The organism is Actinomadura nitritigenes, from assembly GCF_017573545.1.
In the GTDB taxonomy this organism is placed as follows: domain Bacteria; phylum Actinomycetota; class Actinomycetes; order Streptosporangiales; family Streptosporangiaceae; genus Spirillospora; species Spirillospora nitritigenes.
This window is the reverse complement of the sequence record NZ_JAGEOK010000003.1, coordinates 189917-215953: the sequence shown is the minus strand read 5'-3', so window position 1 is coordinate 215953 and position 26037 is coordinate 189917. Positions and strand designations below refer to the sequence as shown.

Sequence of the window (26037 nt, the reverse complement as noted above, 5' to 3'; positions counted from 1 at the left end):
GTGGCGGGCGACACAATCGCACTGTCAATTAAATGGGGCGAAAATAAAAGTCAGGCTCCGGAGTCAGAACGGGATCCGGCGTTCCGGTGACCGGTGGGACGGGACGAGCAGGAGTGCCGCGCTATGACCGCTGACGACCATGCCGCGGAGGTCGACGCGCTCGGCCGGCGGTTCCCGGGCTGGACGATCTGGTTCGGGCCGTTCACCCGGCGCTGGTGGGCGCTCCCGCCCCGCGAGCGCGACGTCGGCGACTTCCTGGAGGCCGACACCCCGCAGAGCCTCATCGCACGGATAGAGGTGGTCAAGCACACCGCACCCAGGCATCCCTCCGACGACGGCCCCAGGCCGTTCCGCGACCCCCGGCAGAGCGCGCGGCGTCCCTCGAATCTCCTCCGTCTCGAGGGCGTCACACCGCCGCCGCCCCGCCGGGCGCCGGTGACCGCGTGGCCAGGCAGCACTGCAAGGTGATCCGCTGTTCCCCAACCTCGCCACGTCCACCGGCTGCACCGCGGCCCCGGGAAGGGCAGCCCGCGCCACATCCCTCTCCAGCAACCTCCGTGTGGCGCGGACACCGGCACCCACCGCCCTCCCGGGGCCGTGGCGTTTCCGTATACGGACCGGAAATGACTTTTATGAATGGTCCGGGCCGGAGTAGCGATCTTCAGTAATATCGCTGCCCGGCGGCCCGAGTCGGAAGAGTCGCCTCCGCAAACCTGCGAATGGCTTGCGGACGGCCCTCGGCACCCTCCTGAATGGCGGCCGGGCCGCGGCGGGCCCGGCGCCCCCGGCGGGGCGGGCGCCGCTCCGCCGTGCCGGAGACGCTACGCTGCGCCGATGGGTCCGTCCGCGACGGGGGACGGCTCTGCGGAGGGGATCGGGAGCGACATGCGGCGGAGGGCCGGCCGGCGGGCGGACGGCGGGAGGCTGGCGGCGCTGGCGGCGGTCGCGGTGCTGGCGGTCGCGGGACTCGGCGCCTGCAGCGAGGAGAACCCGGAACCGGTCGGCGTCGCGAAGATGGCGAGCACGCTCGGCCCCGGCGAGGGCACCCTCGACCTGCTGGCGATGCCGGGCTCGGTGGAGAGCGGCACCACCGATCCGCGCGTCGACTGGGTCACCCCGTTCCAGGAGCGCACCGGCTGCAAGGTCGGCGTGAAGCTGGTCAAGACCCCGCAGGAGATGTACGACCTCATGCGCAACCCGGACCGGCGCTACGACGGCGTCGCCGCGCCGCCCGAGGTCGCCGGCCGGCTCGTCGCCGAGCACCAGGTCACGGCGGTCAACACCAGCCTCGTGGACGGCTACAAGAAGCTGCAGCCGAAGCTGCGGGGCCTGCTGAAGCAGGACGGCAAGTACTACGGCGTCCCCTACGTGTGGGGCGCGAACCTCCTCATGTACGACACGCGGACCGTGCAGCCGCCGGCGAGCTGGTCCGCGCTGTTCGACCCCGAGCAGGCCCGCCGCTACTCCGGCAAGCTGATCGTGCGCGACAGCCCGCTCGCGATCGCCGAGGCCGCGCTCTACCTCAAGGGCCACGACCGCAAGCTCAAGATCGGCGACCCGTACTCGCTGACCCCGCGCCAGCTCGCCGCCGCCGGCCGCGTCCTCGCCTCGCAGCGCCCGCACGTGCTGAAGTACTGGGAGCAGCCCGCCGACGCGATCAGCGCGTTCGCCGGGGGAGCGGCCGTGCTCGGCGAGGGCGGCCCCTACCAGGTGGACGTGCTGGACCGCGCCGGCAAGCCCGTCCAGGCCGCCGAGCCGTCCGAGGGCGTCACCGGCTGGATGGACGCGTGGATGATCGGTGCCCGTGTCCAGCACCCGAACTGCATGTACCAGTGGCTGCAGTGGACCGCGTCCCCGGACGTGCAGCAGCAGGTGGCCGAGTGGACCGGCGTCGCCCCCGCCAACCCGCAGGCGTGCTCCGGCGACCGCCTCCGCGCGGGCTTCTGCGGCGCCTTCCACGTCGGCGACCGCGACTACATCGACAAGATCGTGTTCGCGCACGCGCCCGCCCGCGCCTGCGGCGGCAAGTCCAAGAAGACGGACTGCACCGACTACGCCGAGTGGACCAGGACCTGGATCGAGTCCACCAAGGCGTAGCGCACCCGCCGAGATCTCTCCAGGACGGGCCTCAGCCGTCACGCGAGCGCGTTATCTGACCGGTGCGGCGAGCCGGTGGCGAGCCCCACCGGGAAGCTCGCGAAGCGAGGTCGCGCTCGCCCAAGCCCGGTGGGCCGGGATCGAATAGATCAGGGGTCTCTCCGGCGCGCCCGACCGCCCCCAGTCGGGCGCGCCTCTCGGGTGGTCCCGGGCGTCCCCCCGAAGGCCCGGGTCACCCTTCTCCCTGGAGAGACCTCCACGACGACGGCGTCGATGGCCGCCGTCCGCACCGGGGCCGGTTCCTCGACCGGCCGTCCGGCGTTCGTGAGCGGCTCCCATGGGCCTCGCGGCGTGCGAGGTGCCGGTGGGGCCGGTGCGCAGTCGTCGCACGCGAACACCCCGGTGGAGTCCGGCAGGCGGCCGACGCGGACGCGCGGCCGGGGCCATTTCTTGCGGCAGACGACGCAGGCGTCGCCGAGGCGCTGAGCGGGGCTCAGCGTTCCCGGGTCCAACGTCGGCTCGCCCGTCTGGCCCATGTCCCCATCCCCCTGGCGGGAGTCGAATCACGTCACTCCTTTATAGGCGGGATCGGGTGTTGTCCCTGCTAGTGAAGGTGAAAAGGGCGGCAAAGGCTCTCGTGTCGACCATCCCTTCATGATCATCAAGGGTTAACGGCGGGGCGGGTCGGACGCGCGGGGGCGCCGGGTCCGCCGACACCCGGGCACCGATGTCCGACAATGGTGCGGTGATGTCTCCCTCTGGCGCCGCCGCGCCCTCCGCACGAGAACTCGTCGTCCTCGGCTCCACCGGCTCGATCGGGACGCAGGCCCTCGACGTCGTCCGCCGCAATCCCGGCCGGTTCCGGATCGCGGGCCTCGCGGCCGGCGGCGAGCGGGTGGAGCTGCTGGCCGAGCAGGCGCTGGAGTTCCGCCCGGAGGTCGTCGCGGTGGCCAAGGCGTCCGCCGCGCAGGAGCTCCAGCTGGCGTTCTACGCCGAGGCCAAGCGGCGCGGCTACGCCTCCGGCGACTACGCCATCCCGAAGATCGTCGCCGGCCCGGAGGCGGTCGCCGAGGTCGCGGCGTGGCCGTGCGACGTGGTGCTGAACGGGGTCACGGGCGCGCTCGGCCTGGCCTCCACCCTGGCCGCGCTCGACGCGGGCCGCACGCTCGCGCTCGCCAACAAGGAGTCGCTCATCATCGGCGGGCCGCTGGTGAAGGAGCGGGCGCTGCCGGGCCAGATCGTCCCGGTCGACTCCGAGCACTCGGCGCTCGCGCAGTGCCTGCGCGGCGGCCGGGCCGACGAGGTGCGCCGGCTCGTGCTGACCGCCAGCGGCGGCCCGTTCCGCGGCCGGGCCCGCGCCGAGCTGTCCGGTGTCACGCCCGAGCAGGCGATGAAGCATCCGACCTGGGACATGGGCCCGGTCATCACGATCAACTCCGCGACCCTCGTCAACAAGGGCCTGGAGGTCATCGAGGCGCACCTGCTGTTCGACGTCCCGATGGACCGGATCGAGGTCGTGGTGCACCCGCAGTCGATGATCCACTCGATGGTGGAGTTCACCGACGGGTCGACGCTGGCGCAGGCGAGCCCGCCGGACATGCGGCTGCCGATCGCGCTCGGCATCGACTGGCCGGACCGCGTCCCGGACGCCGCGCCCGGCATGGACTGGACGAAGGCGCACACCTGGGAGTTCTTCCCGCTCGACGACGAGGCGTTCCCGGCCGTCGCGCTCGCCCGCCGCGCGGGCGAGCTGGGCGGGACGGTCCCCGCCGTTTACAACGCGGCCAACGAGGAATGCGTGGAGGCGTTCCGCGCGGGACGGCTTCCGTTCCTGGGGATAGTCGACACGATCACGCGGGTAATGGAGGAGCACGGGTCCGGGACACCGGGCGAGCTGACGCTGGACGACGTGCTGGCCGCCGACGCCTGGGCGCGCGCACGGACAAGGGAAGCGACCGGCCTGGGCTGAGGGCCCCGCGGTGCCGGCCGGACGTCGGAGGAGATCCCCCGGCGGGACCGGACCCGGAAGGGGGATCGGATGGCCTTCGCCTTGGGCGCGGTGGCGTTCGTCATCGCGCTGCTGGTGTCGGTGATGCTCCACGAGGGCGGGCACCTGCTCACCGCCAAGCGGTTCGGGATGAAGGCCACGCAGTACTTCGTCGGGTTCGGCCCGACGCTGTGGTCGCGGACCCGCGGCGAGACCGAGTACGGCGTCAAGGCGATCCCGCTCGGCGGCTTCGTCAAGATCATCGGCTATACGCCGCTGGAGGAGGTCGACGAGGCCGACCGGCCCCGCGCCTTCTACCGCCAGCCCGCGGGGCGCCGCGCGATCGTCATCGCCGCGGGCGTCGTGGTGAACTTCGTGTTCGCGTTCGTGCTGCTGACGGCGATGGCGATGACGGTCGGCGTCCGGCAGCCCGGCACGGTGACCACGACGGTGGACCAGGTCAGCACCTGCGTGCCGGCGCGGCTGCAGGACGGCTGCGGCAGCGGCCGCCCGGCGTCGCCGGCGAAGTCCGCGGGCCTGCGCGCGGGCGACCGGGTGCTCTCCTTCAACGGCACGCCGGTGTCGGACTGGGACGAGCTGCGCGACGCCATCGACAAGGCCAAGCCGGGGCAGACGGTCCCGGTCGTCGTGCAGCGCCCCGGTGCCGGGCGGCCGGTGACGCTGCGGATGCGGCTGGCCGACGTCGGCGGCGAGCCGTTCGTCGGGCTGTCCGCTCGGGTCGTCGGCTCCGGCTACGAACGGACGGGCCCGGTCAACGCGGCGGTGTTCGCGGGCCGCGCCATCGGCAGGACCGTGCAGGGCATGGGGCGGATCGTGGTGGACCTGCCGTCGGCGATCCCGAAGCTGTTCACGCCCGAGCGGCAGAGCTCGCCGGGCGGGCAGGTCGGCAGCGTGGTCGGCGCGACGGAGGTGTCGGGGCAGATCTTCTCCTCGCACAGCACCGTCCGCGACAAGATCGCCCTGTATCTGTCGCTGGTCGTCTCGGTGAATATCTTCTTGGGGGCGCTCAACGTCGTCCCGCTGCTGCCGCTCGACGGCGGGCACCTCGCGGTCGTCGCCTACGAGCGGTTGCGGGTGCGCTTCAACGCCATCAGGGGACGTCCGGATCCGGGCACCGTCGATATGACCAAGCTCATGCCCTTGACATATCTCGCGGTGCTGGTGCTCGTGGGGCTCGGCGTGCTGCTGATCCTCGCGGACCTGGTCAACCCCCTCCAGATGCCGCAATGAGCGAGAACGTTTACCGGGCGTAGCCGAGTGGTCACACTATTCCATGCCGGTCGCCGTCACCTCATCCATGCGGTGCGCCTAGGCTGGGCAGAGCGAGTCAGAGGAGAGGGATGAGTGTTTCACTGGGTATTCCGACGGTCCGCGGCGAGGGCGACGGTCAGGGGGCGCAGAGCCTGGTCGCGACGCGCCGCAAGTCGCGCCAGATCATGGTCGGCGACGTGCCGGTCGGCGGCGACGCGCCCGTGTCGGTGCAGTCCATGACCACGACCCTCACCGCCGACGTCAACGCCACGCTGCAGCAGATCGCGGAGCTGACCGCGTCCGGCTGCCAGATCGTCCGGGTGGCGGTCCCGTCGCAGGACGACGCCGAGGCACTGCCCGCGATCGCCAAGAAGTCCCCGATCCCGGTCATCGCCGACATCCACTTCCAGCCCAAGTACGTGTTCGCGGCGATCGACGCGGGCTGCGCGGCGGTCCGGGTCAACCCGGGCAACATCAAGAAGTTCGACGACAAGGTCGGCGAGATCGCGCGCGCCGCGCAGGACGCGAGCGTGCCGATCCGGATCGGGGTGAACGCCGGCTCGCTGGACAAGCGGCTGCTGGAGAAGTACGGCAAGGCCACCCCGGACGCGCTGGTGGAGTCGGCGCTGTGGGAGTGCTCGCTGTTCGAGGAGCACGGCTTCCGGGACATCAAGATCTCGGTGAAGCACAACGACCCGGTCGTGATGATCCAGGCGTACCGCAAGCTCGCCGCCGCCTGCGAGTACCCGCTGCACCTCGGCGTCACCGAGGCGGGGCCGGCGTTCCAGGGCACGGTGAAGTCGGCGGTGGCGTTCGGCGCGCTGCTGAGCGAGGGGATCGGCGACACGATCCGGGTGTCGCTGTCGGCGCCTCCGGTCGAGGAGGTCAAGGTCGGCACGGCGATCCTGGAGTCGCTCGGGCTGCGGCAGCGCGGCCTGGAGATCGTGTCGTGCCCGTCGTGCGGCCGGGCGCAGGTGGACGTCTACACGCTCGCCGAGCAGGTGACCGCGGGCCTGAAGGACTTCCCGGTGCCGCTGCGCGTCGCGGTGATGGGCTGCGTGGTGAACGGGCCCGGCGAGGCGCGGGAGGCCGATCTCGGCGTCGCGTCCGGCAACGGCAAGGGCCAGATCTTCGTCAAGGGCGAGGTCGTCAAGACCGTGCCGGAGTCGCAGATCGTGGAGACGCTGATCGAGGAGGCCATGCGCATCGCCGACGACATGGGCATCGAGGTCGGCGAGGACGGGTCGGTGTCCGGCCCGGGCGCGCAGGTCGTGGTGAGCTGACGCCGCCCGCGGCGGGCGGCCGGCACGGGCCGGCAGGGCCGGCGCGGTGATGTGACGGCCGCGGCCGCGTAGGCGGTCGGGGACGGACCTGAAGGGTCCTCGGGTGATGAGCCCGAGGGCCCTTTTCTTGTGCGTTGAGGCCGGTGGCCGGGGAGCGGCGTGCCCGGCCCGGCCGGTCGCCGGGCGCACGCCCCCATGGAATGCCCGGAACCTGGACGTTCGGGTGGATCACAAAGTTCCGTGGATCTTGTCACGATTCCGCATCTGGTCACGACAAGCTCTGTCGTCGGACTTGTCCGCAGGACAACAATCTTCACTTGCTTACCCAAATGTCCGACTCATCCGAGTCGACAGGTTAGGGGGATATGTGAAGAGGACTGTCGTCGTGGCCGCGGTGGCCGGGCTCGGCCTTGCCGGGCTCGGCACCGCGAGCGCACAGGCCGCGGGCCCCTCCGCGGCCAGGGGGTTCGACCCCGCCGCGGTCAAGTGGCACGCCTGCCCGGCGGACTTCGTCCAGCAGGTCCACGACCTGTACGACGGGCTGTACCCGGTCTCCAAGATCGTGCAGTGCGGCGAGCTGCAGGTGCCGCTGGACTACGCCAAGCCGAGCGGCACGAAGATCACGCTGCAGCTGACCCGCACCCCGCACACCGGCACGGGCGCCGCCAAGGGCGACATGGTGGTGAACCCGGGCGGTCCGGGCGGCGGCGGCGCGCTGTTCGGCCCGCGGGTGTTCGCGCAGAACTCCGCGGCGCTGAAGGACGCCTACAACGTCATCGGGTTCGACCCGCGCGGCGTCGGCATGAGCGTCCCCTCGCTCAGCTGCGACCCGAACTACACCAACGCCCCCCGCCCCGACTACGGCACCGGCGACCGCGCCTCGGTCTCCGTGTGGCTGAAGAAGTCGAAGGCGTACACGGACGCGTGCAAGAAGGCCGACAAGATCGGCCTGATGAACCACATCAAGACGACCGACTCCGTCCGCGACATGGAGTCGATCCGCAAGGCGCTGAGCGACAAGAAGCTCGACTACTACGGCGCCTCGTACGGCACCTACCTCGGCTCCGTCTACGCGACCATGTTCCCGAAGAACGTGGGCCGGATGGTGCTCGACGGTAACGTCGGCCCGTCGGACGTGTGGTACGACGCCAACCTGAACCAGGACGTCCAGTTCGACAAGAACATGGACTACTACTTCGGGTGGATCGCGAAGTACGACTCCGTCTACCACCTGGGCACCACCCAGACGGCCGTGCGGTCGTTCTTCTACAAGCTGCGCGCCACGCTCAAGACCAAGCCGGTGTACTACACCGACCCGAGCAGCGGCGAGAAGTACGCCGTCGGCCCGGACGAGCTGACCGACGTGATCCAGAACGCCGCGTACCGCCGCAGCCAGGCGCTGTGGAACGCCTACGCGGTGGGCCTGGGCGCCTACAAGTCCGGTGACGCCGCGACCTTCGTGGGCACGTTCGGCGCGCAGACGACCGGCGGTGCGGACGACAACGAGTTCGCCGTCTACAACGCCGTGCAGTGCACCGACGTCCAGTGGCCGACGAGCTGGGCCAAGTGGGAGCGCGACAACGTCCGCATCAACAAGAAGCACCCGTTCCTCACCTGGGGCAACGTGTGGTTCAACGCGCCCTGCCTGACCTGGCCCGCCAAGGCCGGCACGCCGGTGAACGTCGGGCGCAACCGCGAGCTGCCGCGCAACATCCTGCAGTTCGAGGGCAGCGAGGACGCGGCGACGCCGCTCGCCGGCGCGCTCGACATGCACCGCCGGCTCAAGGGCTCGCAGCTGGTGATCCAGGACGGCGACCGCACGCACTGCATCGTGCACCGCGGTTCGGCGGCCGTGGACGCCATCTTCGACCGGTACTTCCTGACCGGGGAGCGTCCGGGCCAGTCCGTCACGCACGTCCCGCAGCTCGGCGACCCCGTGCCGCCGGCGCAGATGTCCGCCAAGGCCAAGTCGCTGTCCACGACGGTGACGAAGGCGGCGCGGCTGAGCGACGACGTCATCCGCTGAGACCCGTGACCGGCTGACCGGGCACCCTGCCCGGCCGGCCCGCGGAACGGCCGAGAGGGCCCGGGGGAGCGATCCCCGGGGCCCTCTTCGCATGCCGGCCGCCGGCCGGTCGCGCGCCGGTGCGGCCCTCGCCGACCAACATCACGAACATTGGTGGATCTTGTCACGATTTCGCATCTGGTCATCAGTGACTCTCCCGCCATATCGCCCAGAACCGCCACAATCACCACGCAATCCACGCATCCGCATGTATCGGCGCTGCTCCCCCCTCCGAGCCCGACCGGGGCTCCGGAGCCGCCGATCCGAGGGGGTCAAGTGAGAAGGATCGTCATCGTCACGGCCGCCGCGGCCGTGGCGGCCGGCGGCACCGTCGCCGCCGTCTCCGCGAACGCCGCCACCGGCCCGTCCGCGGCGAACCTGGTCGCGGCGAGCGGCATCAACTGGGGCAAGTGCGAGGTCAGCGGGCCGGACGACCCGATGAACAAGGCCCAGTGCGCCCAGGTCCAGGTGCCGCTCGACTACGCCAAGCCGAACGGCCGCAAGATCTCCATCGCGGTGTCGCGCTACAAGCACACCGACGACAAGAACTACCAGGGCGTGCTGTTCGTGAACCCGGGCGGCCCCGGCGGCAGCGGCCTCGCGTACGCGCCCGCCCTGGCCCGCTGGATGGGCGGCGTCGGCCACGCCGCCACCGCCGCCAAGTACGACATCATCGGCTTCGACCCCCGCGGCGTCGGATCCAGCCAGCCCGCGCTGACCTGCGACAAGACCTGGTACGACCCGGTGCGGCCGGACTACGTCCCGCACTCGGCGAAGGACGAGGCCGTCTGGAAGGCCAAGGCGCGGAAGTACGCGCAGGACTGCCAGCGCAAGTTCGGCTGGATGCTGCCGCACATGCGCACCACCGACGCCGCCCGCGACGTCGACGCCATCCGCGCCGGGCTCGGCCAGCAGAAGATCAGCTGGTACGGCTTCTCCTACGGCACCTACTTCGGCGCCACCTACGCCACGCTGTTCCCGAACCGCGTGAAGCACATGGTGCTGGACGGCAACGTCAACCCGAAGACGGTCTGGTACGACGCCCAGCTCGAGCAGGACAAGGCGTTCGAGAAGAACATCAAGTCCTGGTGGGCCTGGACCGGCAAGTACGACTCGCTCTACCACCTCGGCAAGACCGAGAAGGCCGTCGAGGCGAAGTACTACGCCGTCCGCGCCGCCGCGAAGAAGTCCCCGATCGCGGGCAAGATCGGCCCGGACGAGCTGGACGACATCGTCCTGACCGCCGGCTACAACACCGGCTACTACATCCCGTTCGCGCAGGCCCTGTCGGACTGGGTGAACAAGAAGGACGCCTCCGGGCTGCTCGACTGGCTGAACACCGGCGGCGAGGACAACGACTTCGTCGTCTACAACGCCGTCCAGGCCGCCGACGCCAGGTGGCCGCGGAACTGGAACAAGTGGCACAACGACGCGGCCAAGCTCTACAAGGAGGGCTACCGCTTCAACACCTGGAGCAACGTCTGGTTCAACGCGCCCATCGCGTTCTGGCCGTTCCAGGGCGGTCCCGCGCTGAAGCTGAAGGCGAGCAAGAGCCTGCCCGGCATGCTGCTCGTCCAGTCGTCGCAGGACGCCGCGACCCCGGTCGCCGGCGGCTACAACATGCACAAGGTGTTCCCGTCCTCGCGGCTCGTCCTCGAGGTCGGCGGCAAGACCCACGCCAACACGCTGAACGGCAACGCGTGCCTGGACGACAAGGTCGCCGCCTACCTGGACACCGGCGCGCTGCCGAAGAGCTCCAAGGGCGCGGACGCCTACTGCAACGCCGTCCCGGCGCTGAACGACCCGAACCCGATGGCGATGACGGCCAAGGCCGCCGGCGCCGTCGCGGGCAAGGACCTGCCGATCGGCCGTCCGTAACGCCCCGGTTCACCGCGTGACGCTCGCGGCGCGCCCGTCCCTCGCCGGACGGGCGCGCCGCGAGATCCGTTTTCGGGCGGAATCGCGCGAAGCCCGCGGTTCCCGCGACACGCGCGGGCGCGCAGGTAGAAAGCGGGGGTGCTGAACCACGCTGGAAGAAGGGCCGCCGCCGGGACCGCCGCCGCGGTCGCGCTCGCCGTCGCCGGTACCGCCGCGCCGTCCCCCGCGACCGCCGCCCCCGGACGGCCCGGTCCCGCCCCCCGGCCCGCCGGACTCGCCTGGCACGCCTGCCCCGCCAAGGACCCGGTCGAGGGCACCCGCCTCAAGGGCCTGCAGTGCGCGACGCTCCGGGTGCCGCTGGACTACGCGCACCCGCACGGCGCGCAGATCACCCTGGCGCTGTCCCGCGCACGGCACACCGCGAGGAAGAGCCAGGGCGCCGTGCTGCTCAACCGGGGCGGGCCCGGCGCGCACGGCCGCGACCTCGCGGGCGTCTTCCACGCGGCGATGCCCCGCGGCGTCGCCGCGTCCTACGACTGGATCGGCTTCGACCCGCGCGGTGTCGGCGCGAGCAGGCCCGCGCTGGTCTGCGACAAGAGCTACCAGGACCCGGGGCGCGCGCGTCCCGACGCCGTCCCGGAGAACGCCGCCGCCGAGCGGGCGTGGCGGAAGCGGGCCCGCGCCTACGCCCGCGACTGCGCGAAGCGGTACCGGACCGTCCTGCCGCACATGGGGACGGCCGACTGGGTGCGCGACCTGGACGCGATCCGGCGCGCGCTGCGCCAGCGGAAGATCAACTACTTCGGCTACTCGTACGGCACCTACCTCGGCGCCGCGTACGCCTCGGCCCACCCGGACCGCGTCCGCCGCATGGTCCTCGACAGCGTCGTCAAGCCCAGCGGCGTCTGGTACGGCGACAACATCGACCAGAACATCGCGTTCGAGAAGCGGATCAAGGTGTTCTTCGCCTGGGTGGCCGAGCACCACGCGCTCTACCGGCTCGGAAAGAGCGAGGGCCGGGTCGCCGCGGCGTACGCGCGCGCCCGCGCCGCGCTGAAGGCCCGGCCGATCGACGGCAAGATCGGCGCGGACGAGCTGGACGACACGTTCCTCGCCGACGGCTACGGCGACTACGGCTGGGCCCCGCACGCCGCCGCGCTGTCGGCGTACGCCGTCCGGCACGACCCGGGCCCGCTCCGCAAGGTGTGGCAGCCGCCGTCCTGGCTGGACCAGAACAACTACGCCGTCTACAACGCCGTCCAGTGCCGCGACGCCGCCTGGCCGCGCGACTGGCACCGCTGGCACTCCGACAGCGTCCGCCTCTATCGCGAGGGCTACAAGTTCGAGACCTGGAGCAACACCTGGTACAACGCGCCCTGCGCGTACTGGGGCGCTCCCGGCGGGCAGCCGCCCAAGGTGGGCGCCGGGTCGTCGCTCGCGCCGATGCTGCTGGTCCAGGGCACCGAGGACGCCGCCACCCCCTACCCGGGCGCGCTGGAGACCCACCGCCTGTTCCCCACGTCCCGGCTGCTCGTGCAGGTCGGCGGCGGCAACCACGGGGTGACGCTCTCGGGCGACAGGTGCGTCGACCGCACCGTCGCCGCCTACCTGGGCAAGGGCGCCCTGCCGCCGGACCGGCCGGGTCCGGACGCCACCTGCAAGGCCCCGGCGCCGCCCGGGCCCGGCCCCGCCAAGAAGCCCGGACGGTCCCACCACGCCGCCGCGCACGGGTGAATCCCCCGGTGGGGGAGCCGGTGGAGGTACGAGCACCGGGGACGTCATAGGCTTGTCGGCGTGGTGCTGACAGTGCTGTACGCCGCGCCGGCCGACGCCGTGCCCGACGCCGTGCCCGCGTCGACGGCCGGCGGGGACGCCGCGCCGGGGGGAGCCGGGCGCGGCCCGGCCCGGTCCGGGAGCCGGTAGCCGTGCGCATGCTGGGGTCGCTGCCGGTACGGGTCCTCGACGACCGGTACCGGGCGGAGGCGCTCGCGATCCTCGACGCCGACCCGGTGGCCAACGTGTTCGTCGGCTCCCGCGTGCACGCGGCCGGGCTCGACCCGCGCCGCCTCGGCGCCCAGATGTGGGGCTACATGCGGGACGGGCGGCTGTCCGCGCTGTGCTACTCGGGCGCCAACCTCATCCCGGTCGCCGCCGGGCCGGAGGCGATCCGCGCGTTCGCCGAGCGGGCGCAGGCGCAGGGCCGGCGCTGCTCGTCGATCGTCGGGCCCGTCGACGCGGTCGGCGACCTGTGGGAGATCCTGGCGCCGTACTGGGGGCCGCCGCGGGCGGTCCGCGCGTCCCAGCCGGTGATGGCCACCTCCACCGTCCCGGACGTCCCGGCCGACCCGGGGGTCCGGCGGGTGCGGATGGAGGAGTTCGACGTCGTGTACCCGGCGTGCGTCGCGATGTTCACCGAGGAGGTCGGCGTCTCCCCGAACAGCGGTGACGGCGGGGTGCTGTACCGTGCCCGGGTCGCCGAGCTGATCCGCGACGGCCGCGCGTTCGCCCGCATCGAGGACGGCCGCGTCATGTTCAAGGCGGAGGTCGGCGCCGTCACTCCGCGCGCCTGCCAGGTGCAGGGCGTGTGGGTGCCGCCGGACCTGCGCGGGCGGGGCCTGTCGGTGGCGGGCATGTCGGCGGTGGTGCGGGAGGCGCTGCGCGGGATCGCGCCGACGGTGTCGCTGTACGTCAACGACTACAACACGCGGGCGCGGGCCGCCTACCGCCGCGTCGGCTTCGCCGAGCACGGCTCGTTCATGTCGATCCTCTTCTAGCCGGCACCGGCGGCCGGCAGGCGGCATGTCCGGAGGCATCGGACCTGTCGGAGCGTGCCGGATCTGCGGTGGACGCCTGACTCGGCGGCTGATCGGCCGGTACGATCCCGCCGTGGAGTTCGCCGAGGCGTTCCGGCAGGCCGTCCAGGCGAGCGGGCTCACCCTGGAGCGGATCCGCCACCGGCTCGGCCGACGCGGGCTCACCGTCAGCGTGGCCACGCTGAGCCACTGGCAGCGCGGCCGCAGCCGTCCGCGCTCCCGCGCCGCCGTCGTGATCCTGGAAGAGGTCCTCGACGTGCCGCCCGGCACGCTGACCGGCCCGCTGGACGAGGCCGGACCCGCCCCCGCCCCGGCGCGCGGCGCCGGGCCGTCCGGCGCCGCGCCCGCCTCGCCGGCCGCGGCGGGCGAGCTGTGGCCCGACCCGCGGCGGTACGCCGACCTCGTCGGGCAGCTCGACCGGTCCGGCGACCACCGGCTCGAACGGCTCAGCGTCCACGACGTCTACCGGCTGGACGCGGACGGCCCCCGCTGGACGCTGTCCGTCCGCGCCGTCCTGCGCGCGGCCGGCGACGACGTCGACCGCGTCGTCTGCGTCCACCGGACGGGCCCCGACGTCCCGGCGGGCGACGCTCCCTCGGAACCGGCCGGGCCGGCGGAGGGCACGGCGGAGCTGACCGCCGTCCGGTACTGCCGGCCCGGACGGGTCCGCGCCGGCGGCGGGCTGATGGCGTTCGAGCTGGTCTTCGACCGCGTGCTCGCGGCCGGGGAGACGGCGGTGATCGAGTACGACCTCCGCCCGGCCGGGCCGGACCCGGGCGGGCCGCCGGACGACTACGATCGGCGCTTCTCCCGGCCCGTCCACGACTACGTCGCGATCGTCCAGTTCGGCGCCGGCCGGCTGCCCGCCCGCTGCTACGGCTTCACCGCCGACGGGCCGCTCGCGCCGCGGCGGCGGCTCGGCGAACTCTGGATCGGCACGTCGGGGAGCGCGAACATCGCGGTCGGGGCCGTCCGGTACGGCATCGTCGGGGTCGAGTGGGAGTGGGAGTGACGGAACGGGCGGTCGACTTCGGGACGGCGGAGCCTTACAGTGAGGCCGAAGGTCGTGAACACGGCGGTCAAGGCCGTTGGGCGGGGGCCGGCCGGAGCGGATCCGGAGGCCGAGCTGTGCAGAGCGTGCCGGAGGACGACCTCCTCCAGGTCGTGCGGTACGGGCCTTTCAACGTGGCCCTGCACGCCGCCATCCAGGCGCGGGGCCTCAGCCTCGAATCGCTGCGCCGCCGCCTCGAGGCGCAGGGCGTCGCCGTCAGCCTGTCCACGCTGAGCTACTGGCAGCGCGGCCGGACCCGTCCCGAACGCGCCGGGTCGCTGCGCGCCGTTCGCAGCCTGGAGGTCATCCTCGAACTGCCCCGGCACTCGCTGCTCACCTTGCTCAAGCCGAACGCCGATCGGCCGCCCGGACCGTGGCCGCCGATCGAGGAGCTGTGCCCCGAGCCCGGCGTCCGCGACCTGCTCGACGAGATCGGCGACGGCGGCGAGCGCCTGCTCACCGGGCTCAGCCTGCACGACCAGCACGTCATCGGCCGCCGCCGGGAGCTGCGCGAGATCCGCACCCGCGCGGTCTTCCAGGCGCAGCGGCGCGGCGTCGACCGCTGGATCGCCGTCTACCACAACCCGCACGGCGTGCTGCCGACGTCGCGCACCGCGCGCGGCTGCCGGTTCGGCCGCGTCCGGATGGACGACTCCAGCGGCCTCATCGCCGCCGAGCTGCTGTTCGACCGGGCGCTCGGCCGCGGCGAGACGTACCTGCTGGAGTACGGCTTCGGGTTCGGCGAGTCCGGCCCGCCCGCCACCGAGGAGGGCCGCGGGTTCCGCACGCCCCAGCACGAGTACCTCATCGAGGTGAGCTTCCACCCGGCCGCGCTGCCCGCCCGCTGCTACCGGACGTGGCGTCCCGACGGCCAGACCGCCCTGCAGGACGCCGCCGACCTGCGGCTGTCCAGCTACCACAACGCGCACTTCATCGAGTTCGGCATGCCGGCCGGCTACCACGGCATCCGCTGGGAGTGGTCCTGACCTAGGTGACGAGGAGGCCGAGGAGGCGGTCGAGCTCGGCGGCCGGATCCCCGGTGAGGCCGGCGTGCACCGGCCCCGGCTGGACGATCGTGCTCCGCGGCGCCGTCAGCCACCGGAACCGCGCGCCCGGCGCCTCCTCGGCGGCCTGCCCGGCGCCGGCGCCGCCGCAGCAGATCGCCTCCACGCCCTTCAGCGCGGACCGCACGCCCTCCAGGTCCAGCGACGGGTCGAGCGCGCGCAGCCGCGGCTTGTCCAGGTGGGTGCGGCAGCCGAGGTAGTCCAGGGCCCGGCAGTACACGACCACGCCCACGTTCATGCTCTCGCCGCGCTCGATCCGGGGGACGACGCGCAGCGCCGCGTACTCGAAGACGGTGGGCTCGCCGGCCCCGCGGATGTTGCTCGTGCGGATGTCGTTCCCGGGGGTGTCGCTCACGAGGGGCCGCCCAGCCAGCCCGGGCGGTTCTCGCCGCGCCGCGCCCCGGTGTCCGGCCGGTGGCCGCTGACGTCCAGGTCGGGCAGCCAGTCGCGGGGCTTGCCGGCGCGCGGCAGCAGGACGTCCACATACGCGTCCCGCAGCTCCTGGGGGCCCGCGAACCCGGGTTCGTTCTCCAGCCACAGGTCGGGCACCAGCGCGGTCACCTCGCGCAGCAGCCCTTCGGTGATCTTCGGCGCGAGCTCGGCCTCCGCCTCCTCCAGCCGCGTCGCGAAGGGGGTGAGCACGTGGTCGTCCACGTCGTAGGCGCCGGAGAACAGCCGCGCGGCGTTCGCCCACGCGTGGTGGAAGATGAGGCTCGCGCCGTGGTCGATCAGCCACACGTCGCCGTGCCAGACCAGCATGTTCGGGTTGCGCCAGCTGCGGTCGACGTTGCCGATGAACGCGTCCAGCCACAGCACCCGCGACGCGAACAGCCGGTCGGGCCGCCAGCCGAGCGGGTCGAACCCGAGCGAGCCGGGCAGGAAGTCGACGCCGAGGTTCCAGCCGGGGCTGGCCTTCAGCAGGTCCTGCACGTCGGGGTCCGGCTCGTGCCGGCCGATGGCCGGGTCGAGGTCGATGAGGACCTGGTCGGGCACCCGGAAGCCGAGGCGCCGCGCCAGCTCGCCCGCGATCACCTCGGCGATCAGCGCCTTGCGGCCCTGCCCGGCGCCGTGGAACTTCATGACGTAGGTGCCGAGGTCGTCGGCCTCGACGACGCCCGGCAGCGACCCGCCCTCGCGCAGCGGCGTCACGTAACGGATGGCGGTCACATGTGGCAACACGCCGCAACGCTACCGGGTGCGCGCGGGCCCGGGATAATCGGCGGCATGGCCGCTGAGCTGCTCGACCTGTCCGTCCCGATCGCCACCGGAATGCCGGTGTACCCGGGCGACCCGGAGGTGGAGGCCGTCCCGGCGCTGACGGTCGCGGACTCCGGGGTGAACGTCCTGCGTCTGCACATGGGCTCGCAGACCGGCACGCACGTGGACGCCCCCTTCCACATCGACGACGCGCTGCCCCGGCTGGACGAACTGCCCCTCACCCGCTTCACCGGCCCGGCGGCCGTCATGGACGCGCGCGGCCTCGCACCCCGCACGCCCATCACGCCGGACCTGCTCCCGGACGGCCTCGCTCCCGGCGTCGTCCTGCTCATCGCGACCGGCTGGTCGTCGCGCTGGGGGACGGACGAGTACCTCGCGCACCCGTACCCGTCGCCGGAGACGGCCGAGGCCATCGTCGCCGCCGGCGTCCGGACGGTCGGCATCGACGCCCTCTCCGCCGACCGGACCCCGCCGCCCGGCTCGGACGGCTTCTCGCTCGCCGCCCACCGGATCCTCTGCGGCGCCGGGGCCGTCATCGCCGAGAACCTGACCGGTCTCGGCCCGCTCGTGGCCGCGCAGACCGAAGGGCGTCCGATCGAGGTCTCCCTCTTCCCGATCGCGCTCGCCGCCGCCGACGGCGCCCCCGTCCGCGCCGTCGCGCGCCTCGGCTCCGCACCCACGCCGTAGGCCGATGGGGCGGGGCGCGCCGTTCGCTCGCCGCGGCGGGCGCGGCCCGTCCATGATGGGGACGCGGGGACGAGCGAGAGGGCGGCGCGATGCGGGTGACGTGGGCGACGGACCAGGGGAGTCCGGAGCGGCTCAATGAGGACTTCGTGGCGGCGGCCCCGGGAGCCGTCGTCGTGCTCGACGGCTGCGGGCTGCCGCTCGGCACCGACCTCGGGTGCGTGCACGGGACGGCCTGGTACGCGCGCTCCCTCGGGACACGGCTGCTCGCGCGGATGCTGGACGGCCTCGGCCCCCAGGCCGGGCCGCCGGTGGCGCCGCCGGAAGGCGTGCACCGCCCGGCGCGGCGCCCGCTGGTGGCGCGGCTGGCCGGGGCGATCGCGGACGTGGCGGCGGCGCACCGGGCGAGCTGCGACCTGACCGTCCCGACCACTCCGGCGGCGACGGTGCTGGCGGTGCGGGTCCGGGGCGACCTGGTGGACTACCTGGTGCTGGCCGACTCGACGATCCTGCTGGAGCGGGCCGCCGGGAACGTCGAGGAGATCACCGGCGGTCCCTACTACGCGGCGGCGGATCCGAGCGTCGCGGACGCCGCGATCACGGGCACGGTGCCGGTGCGGGAACTGCGGCGCGTCTTCATGCTGACGGACGGCGCGACACGGCTCGCGGACATGTTCGGCGCGACCGACTGGCCGGGCCTGGCGCGGCTCGCCGCGGAGCACGGCCCCGGGGAGGTCGTCGAACGGACGCGGGAGGTCGAGCGGACCGACCCCCAGGCGCTGCGGTGGCCGAGGGGCAAGGCGTGCGACGACGCCACGGTCGCCGTCTGCGCGTTCGGCTCCCGCTGACGATCGCCGCGGACCCGAGTGGTCTCGCGTCCGGTCAGGTACCGGACCGCCCTGTGGCATTCCCGCGTGACCAGCATGAATATCGCCGTTCAGTGACGTCGAAAGAGTCGTGCGGATGGGCGCCCGCCGAGCGGTTCCGTGAAATGTGCGTTCACTTCGGGAATCCCCATCGATCTGTTGCGAAAGTGCTCCCCGGCAGGACAGTACCGAGCATGGATCGCATACGCGGCAGCGTGTGCGGCCAATCGATCTCTCAACCGGGAGGAACGTTGTCCACACGCCTGATGGCCCGCCGGATCGGTGTGGCCGCCGCCGGGGTGGCGGCGGTCTCGCTGCTGGCCCCGACCGCGGCCTATGCCGACGGCTCCAAGCGTGTCAAGTTCGACGTGCAGGCCAAGCTCGCGCACGGCGACCCGTATTCGTCGCGCGCCAAGGGAAAAGCCTGGTTCTATGACGGCCTCATCGGGGACCGCGCCGGGTGGGACATCTACGTCTACGACCGCTCGAAGACCGGCCGATGGTGCGGGAAGGTCAAGGTGGTGGCCGATCTCCCCGCGCAGGTCGACGTGCAGTACAACGGCCCGAGGGTCTGCGGATACAACAAGAGCAAGCACTGGGTGGTGAACAAGACGACGGCGTGGACGCTGATCCGCGGTCTCAAGATCCAGCTCTGCGAGATCGAGCCGGTCAGCCAGGCCAACCAGAAGTGCGTCACCAAGAAGTATGTCAAGAACCCGTACTATTAAGCCGAGTTGAATCCGTGGATCATGAGCCGTTCGCGGGCGACCGGAAGCGGCTCTTGATTCGGAGGATCCTGCTCGCGGAGGTGGTGTGACGGGGCGATTCCGCCGAGTCACGGCGTGCCGTTGCCATCGCTGCATGGCAACGGCAGGCCCGCCGCCTCTCGGTGATCCGGCTCGGTCGCTCCGGCGAAAGATCCCCATGCCCGGCGCCGTATGCCATCGGCGATATCCGGATGTCTTCTCCATCCTTTTGTGAGAGTTCTGCAAGGATCTCTTTCCTGTGCCGCCTGTTCCGCGCCGCGGCGATCCGGGTGCCGGTGAGGCGGCCGGCCGGGACGGAGCGGGCCCGCGTCAGAGACCGCGGAGGATGAACGCGAACAGGGCGTCGGCGAGCGCCGCGTTCTCGGCCCGCGGCATGTCGCGCAGGGGGCCGTGGTTGCGGAGCATCGCCATGCCGTGGACGCAGGACCACACGGTGAACTCGGCGCCGGGACGCCGCTCGGCCGGGAGCGCGCCCGCGGTGACGAGCTCGTCGAGGACTCCGCCCAGCACCGACAGCGGCGTCCTGCCCTCCGCGTCGCCGCCGGAAAGGCCCTCGGCGAACCGGAGGTGGCCGGGGACGGCGAAGACGGTGTCGAACAGGCCCGGTTCGGACGCCGCGAAGCCGAGGTAGGCGGTGCCGACGGCGCCGAGCCGGGCGACCGCGCGGTCCCGGCTCCCCGGCCGGGCGGTCACCAGCCCCAGCTCGTGGTCCATCCGCTCGACGAGCGACCGCATCGCCTCGACGCACACGGCGTTCAGGAGCGCGTCCCGGTCGGCGAAGTGCCGGTACGCGGCGTTGGGGGCGACGCCGACGATCCGGGTCGCCTCCCGCAGCGTGACCGCGCCGGGGCCGCCCGTCCGGGCCAGTTCCACGCCGGCCTGGACGAGGCCCGACCGAACCACGCCCTTCGGCCGGCGGCCGCCCCGCCGGGCCGCGCCGGCCGCCGCGACGCCGTCCTCGCTCACGCTGCCGCCCCTGTCGCCGCCGCCGAGCCCATGCCGCTCTCCCCATTTAGTGGACGGCGTCCACTAAGCCGCGTAAGGTGGACGGTGTCCACATAGATGACGGGAGCCGCCGTGACCACCCTCGACACCCTCCTCGACCGGAACCGCCGCTTCGCCGCCGCGGGACCGCCCGCGGACCTGCCATTGTTCCCCAGCCTGAAGACGATCGTGATCTGCTGCGTCGACCCGCGCGCCGACCCGGCCGCCGTCCTCGGCCTCGGGCTGGGCGACGCCCTCGTCATCCGCAACCTCGGCGGCAGGTTCACGCCCGGCACGTTCCGGACGATGGCGGCGCTCCGGACGATCGCCGAGGCCGAGGGCACCGATCCGGGACCGGGGTGGAACCTCGTCATCCTGCACCACACCGACTGCGGGATGATCCGCCTCCGCGAGCACACCGGCCTGCTGGCGGACGTCTTCGGCGTCGACCCCGCCGACCTCGGCGGCAAGGCCGTCGGCGATCCGGCGGCCGCGGTGGCCGCCGACGTCGCGGCGATCAAGGCGGATCCGTTCCTGCCCGCCGCGTTCCTGGTGTCCGGCCTCGTCCACGATGTCGCGACCGGCCTCGTCGACGTCGTCGTGCCGCCGGCCCCGCTCCGGCCCGGGGCGGACGCCGCATGATCGCCGGGAAGTAGGGTGGCGCCGACCGAGGGAGAGGAGCCGCCGCCATGCGGCTGGGCATCACCATGTTCGCGACCGACCTGACCATGCCGCCGCACGAACTGGCCAGGGAGGCCGAGGACCGTGGCTTCGCCTCGCTCTACGTCCCCGAGCACACCCACATCCCGGTGGCGCGGGAGACGCCGCCGCCGACCGGCGACGCGGCACTGGCCCCCGAGTACGCGCGCACGCTCGACCCGTTCGTGGCGCTCGCCGCGGCGGCGGCCGTGACCGAGCGGATCACCCTCGGCACCGGCGTCATGCTGCCCGCCCAGCGCGAGCCGATCGTCACCGCGAAGGCCGTCGCGACGCTCGACCGGATCGCGGGCGGCCGGGTCGCGCTCGGCGTCGGCTACGGCTGGAACGCCGAGGAGGGCGCCGACCACGGCGTTCCCTGGAAGCGGCGGCGCGAGGTCGTGCGCGAGCACGTGCTGGCGATGCGCGAGCTGTGGACGAGGGACGAGGCGTCGTTCACGGGCGAGTTCGTGCGCTTCGAGCCGAGCTGGTCGTGGCCGAAGCCCGCCGGCCGCGTCCCGGTGCTGCTCGGCGGTGCTCCAGGTCCGACGCTGTTCGCGCACATCGCCGAGTACGGGGACGGGTGGATGCCGATCGGCGGGGCGGGCGTCCGCGAGGCGCTCCCGGACCTGCGCCGCGCCTGCGCGGAAGCGGGACGCGACATGGTCCCGGTCGTGCCGTTCGGGACCGTGCCGAGCGTGGAGAAGCTCGGCCACTACGCCTCGATCGGCGTCGAGGAGGTCGTGCTGCGGGTCCCGGGAGGCGGCCGGGACGCGGTCCTGCCGGTGCTGGACGAGTACGCCCGGACCTACCTGTGACCCGCGCCCGGGGACCCCGGCCGCTGGCTAGCGGACCATCCGGAAGCAGAAGAAGGTCGGGAACCGGTAGATCTCGCCCCTGCCGGCCTTGACCGCCCCCAGGATCAGGAACACCCACTGGCCGATCAGCGCCTCCAGGTACGGGAGGACGATCGGGATCAGGAAGGCGGGGGCCTTGGCGATGATCGCCGGCGGGATGCAGACCGCCATCACCGCCAGCAGATGGATGAGCAGCGTGATCTGCACGTTCAGCGCCTGCGCCGCGTGGAAGCGGACGAACGGCGACTCGCGCTTCTTCACCAGGTAGATGATCAGCGGCGCGAGGAACGAGATCACGAGCGTGCCGACGTAGGCGAAGATGGCCCACGTGTTGTCGTCGTTGCGCGGCGGGGCGTACTGCGGCCCGTACGGGACGCCCGGCGGCCCGTAGCCCCAGCGCGGGTCGTACGGTCCTCCGGGCGGGGGTCCCGGAGGCTGCCCGTACGGCTGCCCATAGGGCGGTGGCTGCTCGGTCACGGGGGGATTCCTTCGCGGATGCGGATGTTCGTCCGCATGAATCATAGAGCGCGCCGCCCTCGCCGCCCGCTGGGCGGGACCCGGCGCACCGGGCACCCGCCCGCGCAATTTAGAATCTCGTTCGGCTCAGAAGGAGGCTGAATGAGCGGGGCGACCACCGAACGGCACATGCTCGGCGAGGACGAGGCGGCACCGCTGGCCGGGCTCGCCGCCCGGGTCCGCGAGCTGACCGAGGCGGCCGTCCTCACCGGCGTCGGCGCCGGCGAGGCGCGCGCCGTCGCGGACGAGATCGCCGCGCTCACCGAGCGGCTGCGGGCCGTGCGCCGCGACGCGCCGCCGTTCCTCGTCACCGGCGGGCACCGCATGGACCGGCAGGGCTGCAACCCGGTCACCGGCGCCCTCAACCCCGTCGCGCCGCCGGTCGACCTCGACGTCACCCCCGACGGCATCGTCCGCGCCGAGTTCACCCTCAGCGACGTCTACGAGGGGCCGCCGTCCTACGTGCACGGCGGGGTGTCGGCGATGGTCCTCGACCAGGCGCTCGGCATGGCCGCCGCGCAGACCGGCACCGGCGGGATGACCGCGACCCTCGAGCTGCGCTACCGGCGGCCCACCCCGCTCGGGGTCCTGCTGACCGTCGAGGCCAAGGCCAGCCGCGTCGAGGGCCGCAAGATCTACGCGTCCGGGACGATCGCGGGCCCCGACGGCCGCGTCACCGTCGAGGCCACCGCGATGTTCGTCACGCCGCAGAACTTCCTGGTCCACGAGCGCTGAGCGCGGGCCGTCAGGCGGGCGCGCCCGCCTCCCGGACGGCCCGCGCCCGGGCCGGGTCCGGCAGCAGCGCGAGCGCGCCCAGCGTCAGCACCGACGACACGACCATCGCGACCGCGATCGCCCACCAGCCGTAGTCGTGCAGCAGCCACGTCGCGAGCAGCGGCGCCGGCCCGCCCGCGATCACCGAGGCCAGCTGGTAGCCGATGCCCGCCCCGCCGTACCGCAGCCGGGTCGGGAAGCTCTCCGCGATCAGCGATGCCTGCGGCCCGTACTGCACCGCGTGCGGGATCTGCGCCACGACCACGGCGACGACCACCAGCGCCGCCGCCTTGGTGTTGATCAGCCCGAAGTACGGGAACGCGATCACCGCGATGAGCAGCGATCCGACGGCGTAGACCCGCCGCCCGCCGATCCGGTCGCCGAGATGCCCGGCCGCCGGGATCGTGAACAGCTCCAGCACCGCCGCCGCGGTCACCGCGCTGAGCGCCAGCCCCTGCCTCATCCCGAGGTCCTTATGGATGTACGTCAGGGCGAACGAGGTGAAGATGTAGAACGGCATCTGCTCAGAGCACCGCAGCAGCGCGCTCAGGATGATCTCCTTCGGGTGCTGCCGCACGACCTCGGCGACCGGCACCCGCGCGACCTCCCGCTTCTCCACCACCTCGGCGAACAGCGGCGTCTCCATCACCCGGACCCGCACGAACAGCCCGACCGCGACGAGCACCAGGCTGAACAGGAACGGCACCCGCCACGCCCAGTCGGTGAACGCCTTGTCCGCCGAGAGCGCGATGGCCGTCATCATCCCGGTGCCGAGGATCAGCCCGATCGGCACCCCGATCTGCGGCAGGCTCGCCATCAGCCCGCGCCGCCTCTGGTCGCCCCACTCCATGGAGAGCAGCACCGAGCCGCTCCACTCGCCGCCGACGGCGATGCCCTGCAGGACGCGCAGCAGCACCAGCAGCACCGGCGCCGCGGCGCCGATCGAGTCCGTCCCCGGCAGCAGCCCGATCAGCGCGCTGGAGATCCCCATCAGCACCAGCGTGACGATCAGCATCGCCTTGCGGCCGAGCCGGTCGCCCCAGTGCCCGAAGATCGCCGCCCCGACGGGCCGCGCCGCGAACCCGACCGCGTACGTCGCGAACGCCGACAGCGTCCCCGCGTAGTCGCTCGACTCGGGGAAGAACACGTCCTTGAAGACGATCGCCGCCGCGGTGTTGTAGAGGAAGAAGTCGTACCACTCGATCGAGGTGCCGATCACGCTCGACACCGCGGCCAGCCGCACCTGCCGCCGCCGCTCGCCGCCGCCCGCCGCGCGGGCCCGCGCCGCGTCCCCGGGATCCAGGGCCATGGGAGCCGTCCCTTCCGACCGCCCCCGCCGGTCCCTGCCGTTGTGATCACGGGGATTCCCCGGCCGCCCCGCCCGGAAACCGCTTTCTCCGCCGCCCGCCCGGACGGCGGCGCGGCGCCGGGGCCGGTCGCGGTGCCGACCGGGGCCGGGGCGGGATCGGATGGGGTCCGGCGGGGCGGCGCCGGGCGGCGACCTTCTGTTTGACAATTCGCGCATAATGGGCGAGAGATCTGCGCGACGCCGGCAGGAGCGGTCGAAAATTCCGAGCATATCCCGCGCCCCGCCGGGCCGAACCCGGGGAAATACGGGGTTCACGGCGGCCCCGTATCGCGATCTTCACGCCGTGGACGGCGGAACGCGCGGTGCCGCATTCTGTGGTGAACCATCGTCGCCTGGCCGGCGTCCCATATGGTGGTTCGTCGTCACGCGGATGCGAGGTCGGGAGTTGATCGAGGCTTTTGTGCTCGGGGTGATCGGAAATGTCCTGAGCAATTACATCAGCGGTCTGCTGAGCAACAGGCAGACCGAGCGGAACCGCGGGGAACTGGTGGCGCTCATCGAGGGCGAGATCAAGAAGAACCGGGCGCTGGAGAGACGGCAGGCCATGGGCGTCGCGGTTCGCGAGCTCGACGCGGTGGTGGACAAGGACCGCGACCTGACCTGGCGGGACGACCGCCTGGTCATCCGGCCGTCCGGACGGATCCGCAAGACGCCGCGCGACCCGCAGGCGGCGCTGGAGGAACTGGTCAACAGCGTGACGGCCCGCCGCCGCGAACTGGGCCTGCCGCTCACCGGAGACGAGGCGGCCGCCGGTCCGGCGGGCGCGGCGGCGGCCGTTTCCCGCGACGCGGCGGCCGTTTCCGGCGAGGGGGCGGTGGCCGGTTCCGGCAACGGGCCCGCCGCCGGTGATCTGATTCCCCCCGACGAGTCCGCACCCGGCGATTCCCGGCCCGATCTGCGCGCCGAGATTCTCGGGCTGCCGGCCGAGGTGCTGCGGGAGAAGGAACGGCGCCGGAGGGAATCGGGAGCGTGACCGAATCGATCGCGCGGCGTTTCTCCGACGTCGTCGGCCTGCATCTGATCGCCAATTTCCAGCCCGACGCGCGACCGGGAACCCCGCTTCTCCTGGGCATCCAGGGGCCGCCGGGCGAGGGAAAGACCTATCAGGTCGAGCGCATCCTGGAGGGCGCCGGAATCCATGCCGTCCTGCTGTCCGGCGGCGAGCTGGAGAGCCCGAACGCGGGGGCGCCCGCGGCCCGGATGCGGGCCGCCTACCTGGAGGCCGGCGGCTACGCCGAGGCGGGGACCCCGGCGGCGGTGCTGCTCAACGACGCCGACGCCGCGATCGGCAGCTGGGGCGAGCTGACGCAGTACACCGTCAACACCCAGAACCTGATCACCGAGCTGATGCACCTCGCCGACTACCCGACCCGGGTGGAGGGCAAGCGGATGCGCCGGGTCCCCATCATCCTGACCGGCAACGACTTCACCCGGCTGTACGCGCCGCTGCGGCGCAGCGGCCGCATGCGGATCTTCAGCTGGCGCATGCAGCCCGCGGAGCGGGCGGCGGCGGTCAACTCGCTCTTCCCCTGGCTGAGCGGGGAGCAGGCCGCCGACCTCGTGGGCCGCTTCCCCGACGAACCGATCTCCTTCTGGGCGGCGGTGCGGCGCCGCATGGACGACACCGCGCTCACCACGGCCCTCTACCGGCACGGCCTCGGCGACCTCGCCAGGAGCCTGGTCTCGCGCAGCCGGGTGAGGATCGACGACCGCCCGCACCCGCTCGAGGACATCCTCGCTGTGGCCACGAGCACCGCCGCCGACACGGCACACGACTACCTCTCCTCCTAACCCCC

At 72.8% G+C, this 26037-nt stretch carries 25 protein-coding genes; 20 read left to right on the top strand and 5 right to left on the bottom strand.

Features of this window, described 5'->3' with window-relative positions; translation table 11 throughout:
* Positions 1-123: 123 nt before the first annotated feature.
* The 12 genes from J4557_RS05455 (at position 124) to J4557_RS05405 (ending at position 15432) form a co-directional block, all read left to right on the top strand.
* A complete protein-coding gene (locus J4557_RS05455; protein WP_208265254.1) occupies positions 124-468 on the top strand; it encodes a hypothetical protein in 345 nt (114 codons plus the stop codon).
* Positions 469-834: 366 nt separating this feature from the next.
* Positions 835-2097, top strand: a complete 1263-nt coding sequence (locus tag J4557_RS05450; RefSeq protein WP_243775313.1) for an extracellular solute-binding protein — start codon at positions 835-837, stop codon at positions 2095-2097.
* Positions 2098-2845: 748 nt separating this feature from the next.
* Complete coding sequence (gene dxr / locus J4557_RS05445; protein WP_208265479.1) at positions 2846-4066, top strand: 1-deoxy-D-xylulose-5-phosphate reductoisomerase; 1221 nt, start codon at positions 2846-2848, stop codon at positions 4064-4066.
* A gap of 69 nt (positions 4067-4135) precedes the next feature.
* The gene (locus tag J4557_RS05440) at positions 4136-5335 is read left to right on the top strand and encodes a M50 family metallopeptidase (protein WP_208265253.1); all 1200 of its coding nucleotides are present in this window, start codon (positions 4136-4138) and stop codon (positions 5333-5335) included.
* A 110-nt stretch (positions 5336-5445) separates the two neighbouring features.
* Positions 5446-6639, top strand: a complete 1194-nt coding sequence (ispG, locus tag J4557_RS05435) for a flavodoxin-dependent (E)-4-hydroxy-3-methylbut-2-enyl-diphosphate synthase (RefSeq protein WP_279575981.1) — start codon at positions 5446-5448, stop codon at positions 6637-6639.
* A gap of 367 nt (positions 6640-7006) precedes the next feature.
* Complete coding sequence (locus J4557_RS05430; RefSeq protein WP_208265252.1) at positions 7007-8665, top strand: alpha/beta hydrolase; 1659 nt, start codon at positions 7007-7009, stop codon at positions 8663-8665.
* Positions 8666-8980: 315 nt separating this feature from the next.
* Complete coding sequence (locus J4557_RS05425) at positions 8981-10582, top strand: alpha/beta fold hydrolase (RefSeq protein ID WP_307799427.1); 1602 nt, start codon at positions 8981-8983, stop codon at positions 10580-10582.
* A 138-nt stretch (positions 10583-10720) separates the two neighbouring features.
* Positions 10721-12316 (top strand): alpha/beta hydrolase, encoded by a 1596-nt coding sequence (locus tag J4557_RS05420; RefSeq protein ID WP_208265250.1) that lies wholly within the window; start codon positions 10721-10723, stop codon positions 12314-12316.
* Positions 12317-12376: 60 nt separating this feature from the next.
* The gene (locus J4557_RS50735) at positions 12377-12505 is read left to right on the top strand and encodes a hypothetical protein (RefSeq protein ID WP_279575980.1); all 129 of its coding nucleotides are present in this window, start codon (positions 12377-12379) and stop codon (positions 12503-12505) included.
* 8 nt (positions 12506-12513) lie between these two features.
* Positions 12514-13356: a GNAT family N-acetyltransferase gene (locus J4557_RS05415; RefSeq protein ID WP_208265476.1), complete on the top strand. Its 843-nt coding sequence runs from the start codon at positions 12514-12516 to the stop codon at positions 13354-13356.
* 112 nt (positions 13357-13468) lie between these two features.
* Positions 13469-14407, top strand: a complete 939-nt coding sequence (locus J4557_RS05410; protein WP_208265248.1) for a helix-turn-helix domain-containing protein — start codon at positions 13469-13471, stop codon at positions 14405-14407.
* A 116-nt stretch (positions 14408-14523) separates the two neighbouring features.
* Complete coding sequence (locus J4557_RS05405; protein ID WP_208265247.1) at positions 14524-15432, top strand: hypothetical protein; 909 nt, start codon at positions 14524-14526, stop codon at positions 15430-15432.
* A gap of 1 nt (position 15433) precedes the next feature.
* Here the strand turns inward: J4557_RS05405 and J4557_RS05400 are convergent, their stop codons facing one another.
* Together J4557_RS05400 and J4557_RS05395 are read right to left on the bottom strand one after the other, a co-directional pair.
* Entirely contained in the window at positions 15434-15865 is a 432-nt protein-coding gene (locus J4557_RS05400) for a DUF3037 domain-containing protein (RefSeq protein WP_372442445.1), read from the bottom strand.
* Positions 15862-16689 carry a HipA family kinase gene (locus tag J4557_RS05395; protein ID WP_208265245.1) on the bottom strand — a complete coding sequence of 276 codons (828 nt, stop codon included), beginning with the start codon at positions 16687-16689 and terminating at the stop codon, positions 15862-15864. The genes J4557_RS05400 and J4557_RS05395 overlap by 4 nt, the downstream gene beginning before the upstream one ends.
* 45 nt (positions 16690-16734) lie before the next feature.
* Between J4557_RS05395 and J4557_RS05390 the strand changes: the two genes are divergently transcribed.
* The 3 genes from J4557_RS05390 to J4557_RS05380 all read left to right on the top strand — a co-directional run bounded on the left by J4557_RS05390 (position 16735) and on the right by J4557_RS05380 (position 19006).
* Positions 16735-17415 (top strand): cyclase family protein, encoded by a 681-nt coding sequence (locus tag J4557_RS05390; protein ID WP_208265244.1) that lies wholly within the window; start codon positions 16735-16737, stop codon positions 17413-17415.
* 146 nt (positions 17416-17561) lie between these two features.
* The gene (locus J4557_RS05385) at positions 17562-18260 is read left to right on the top strand and encodes a protein phosphatase 2C domain-containing protein (protein ID WP_307799425.1); all 699 of its coding nucleotides are present in this window, start codon (positions 17562-17564) and stop codon (positions 18258-18260) included.
* 269 nt (positions 18261-18529) lie between these two features.
* A complete protein-coding gene (locus J4557_RS05380; RefSeq protein WP_190868621.1) occupies positions 18530-19006 on the top strand; it encodes a hypothetical protein in 477 nt (158 codons plus the stop codon).
* 348 nt (positions 19007-19354) lie between these two features.
* Here the strand turns inward: J4557_RS05380 and J4557_RS51550 are convergent, their stop codons facing one another.
* Positions 19355-20011: a TetR/AcrR family transcriptional regulator gene (locus tag J4557_RS51550; protein ID WP_208265240.1), complete on the bottom strand. Its 657-nt coding sequence runs from the start codon at positions 20009-20011 to the stop codon at positions 19355-19357.
* Positions 20012-20122: 111 nt separating this feature from the next.
* On the opposite strand from J4557_RS51550, the gene J4557_RS05370 reads away from it, so the two are divergent.
* Entirely contained in the window at positions 20123-20671 is a 549-nt protein-coding gene (locus J4557_RS05370; protein ID WP_208265239.1) for a carbonic anhydrase, read from the top strand.
* Positions 20672-20718: 47 nt separating this feature from the next.
* Entirely contained in the window at positions 20719-21543 is an 825-nt protein-coding gene (locus J4557_RS05365; protein WP_208265237.1) for a TIGR03619 family F420-dependent LLM class oxidoreductase, read from the top strand.
* A 27-nt stretch (positions 21544-21570) separates the two neighbouring features.
* Here the strand turns inward: J4557_RS05365 and J4557_RS05360 are convergent, their stop codons facing one another.
* A complete protein-coding gene (locus J4557_RS05360; protein WP_307799422.1) occupies positions 21571-22059 on the bottom strand; it encodes a DUF4870 domain-containing protein in 489 nt (162 codons plus the stop codon).
* A gap of 141 nt (positions 22060-22200) precedes the next feature.
* Here J4557_RS05360 and J4557_RS05355 point away from each other — a divergent pair, with 141 nt between their 5' ends.
* Positions 22201-22833 (top strand): PaaI family thioesterase, encoded by a 633-nt coding sequence (locus tag J4557_RS05355; RefSeq protein ID WP_208265234.1) that lies wholly within the window; start codon positions 22201-22203, stop codon positions 22831-22833.
* Positions 22834-22843: 10 nt separating this feature from the next.
* Here J4557_RS05355 and J4557_RS05350 read toward each other — a convergent pair whose 3' ends face one another.
* Positions 22844-24181 (bottom strand): MFS transporter, encoded by a 1338-nt coding sequence (locus J4557_RS05350; RefSeq protein ID WP_208265232.1) that lies wholly within the window; start codon positions 24179-24181, stop codon positions 22844-22846.
* Positions 24182-24524: 343 nt separating this feature from the next.
* Between J4557_RS05350 and J4557_RS05345 the strand changes: the two genes are divergently transcribed.
* Together J4557_RS05345 and J4557_RS05340 are read left to right on the top strand one after the other, a co-directional pair.
* Positions 24525-25214 (top strand): hypothetical protein, encoded by a 690-nt coding sequence (locus tag J4557_RS05345; RefSeq protein WP_208265230.1) that lies wholly within the window; start codon positions 24525-24527, stop codon positions 25212-25214.
* Positions 25211-26032, top strand: coding sequence for an AAA family ATPase (locus J4557_RS05340; RefSeq protein WP_208265228.1), 822 nt, complete (start codon positions 25211-25213; stop codon positions 26030-26032). The genes J4557_RS05345 and J4557_RS05340 overlap by 4 nt, the downstream gene beginning before the upstream one ends.
* The last annotated feature ends 5 nt before the right edge of the window (positions 26033-26037 follow it).

Bases quoted from the DNA above. Each gene is read 5' to 3' on its own strand.
- J4557_RS05415 (WP_208265476.1), top strand. From the start codon at position 12,514: ATGCTGGGGTCGCTGCCGGTACGGGTCCTCGACGACCGGTACCGGGCG.
- J4557_RS05355 (WP_208265234.1), top strand. From the start codon at position 22,201: ATGAGCGGGGCGACCACCGAACGGCACATGCTCGGCGAGGACGAGGCG.
- J4557_RS05450 (WP_243775313.1), top strand. From the start codon at position 835: ATGGGTCCGTCCGCGACGGGGGACGGCTCTGCGGAGGGGATCGGGAGC.
- dxr (WP_208265479.1), top strand. From the start codon at position 2,846: ATGTCTCCCTCTGGCGCCGCCGCGCCCTCCGCACGAGAACTCGTCGTC.
- J4557_RS05365 (WP_208265237.1), top strand. From the start codon at position 20,719: ATGCGGCTGGGCATCACCATGTTCGCGACCGACCTGACCATGCCGCCG.
- J4557_RS05350 (WP_208265232.1), bottom strand. From the start codon at position 24,181: ATGGCCCTGGATCCCGGGGACGCGGCGCGGGCCCGCGCGGCGGGCGGC.
- J4557_RS05390 (WP_208265244.1), top strand. From the start codon at position 16,735: ATGGCCGCTGAGCTGCTCGACCTGTCCGTCCCGATCGCCACCGGAATG.
- J4557_RS05455 (WP_208265254.1), top strand. From the start codon at position 124: ATGACCGCTGACGACCATGCCGCGGAGGTCGACGCGCTCGGCCGGCGG.
- J4557_RS05440 (WP_208265253.1), top strand. From the start codon at position 4,136: ATGGCCTTCGCCTTGGGCGCGGTGGCGTTCGTCATCGCGCTGCTGGTG.
- ispG (WP_279575981.1), top strand. From the start codon at position 5,446: ATGAGTGTTTCACTGGGTATTCCGACGGTCCGCGGCGAGGGCGACGGT.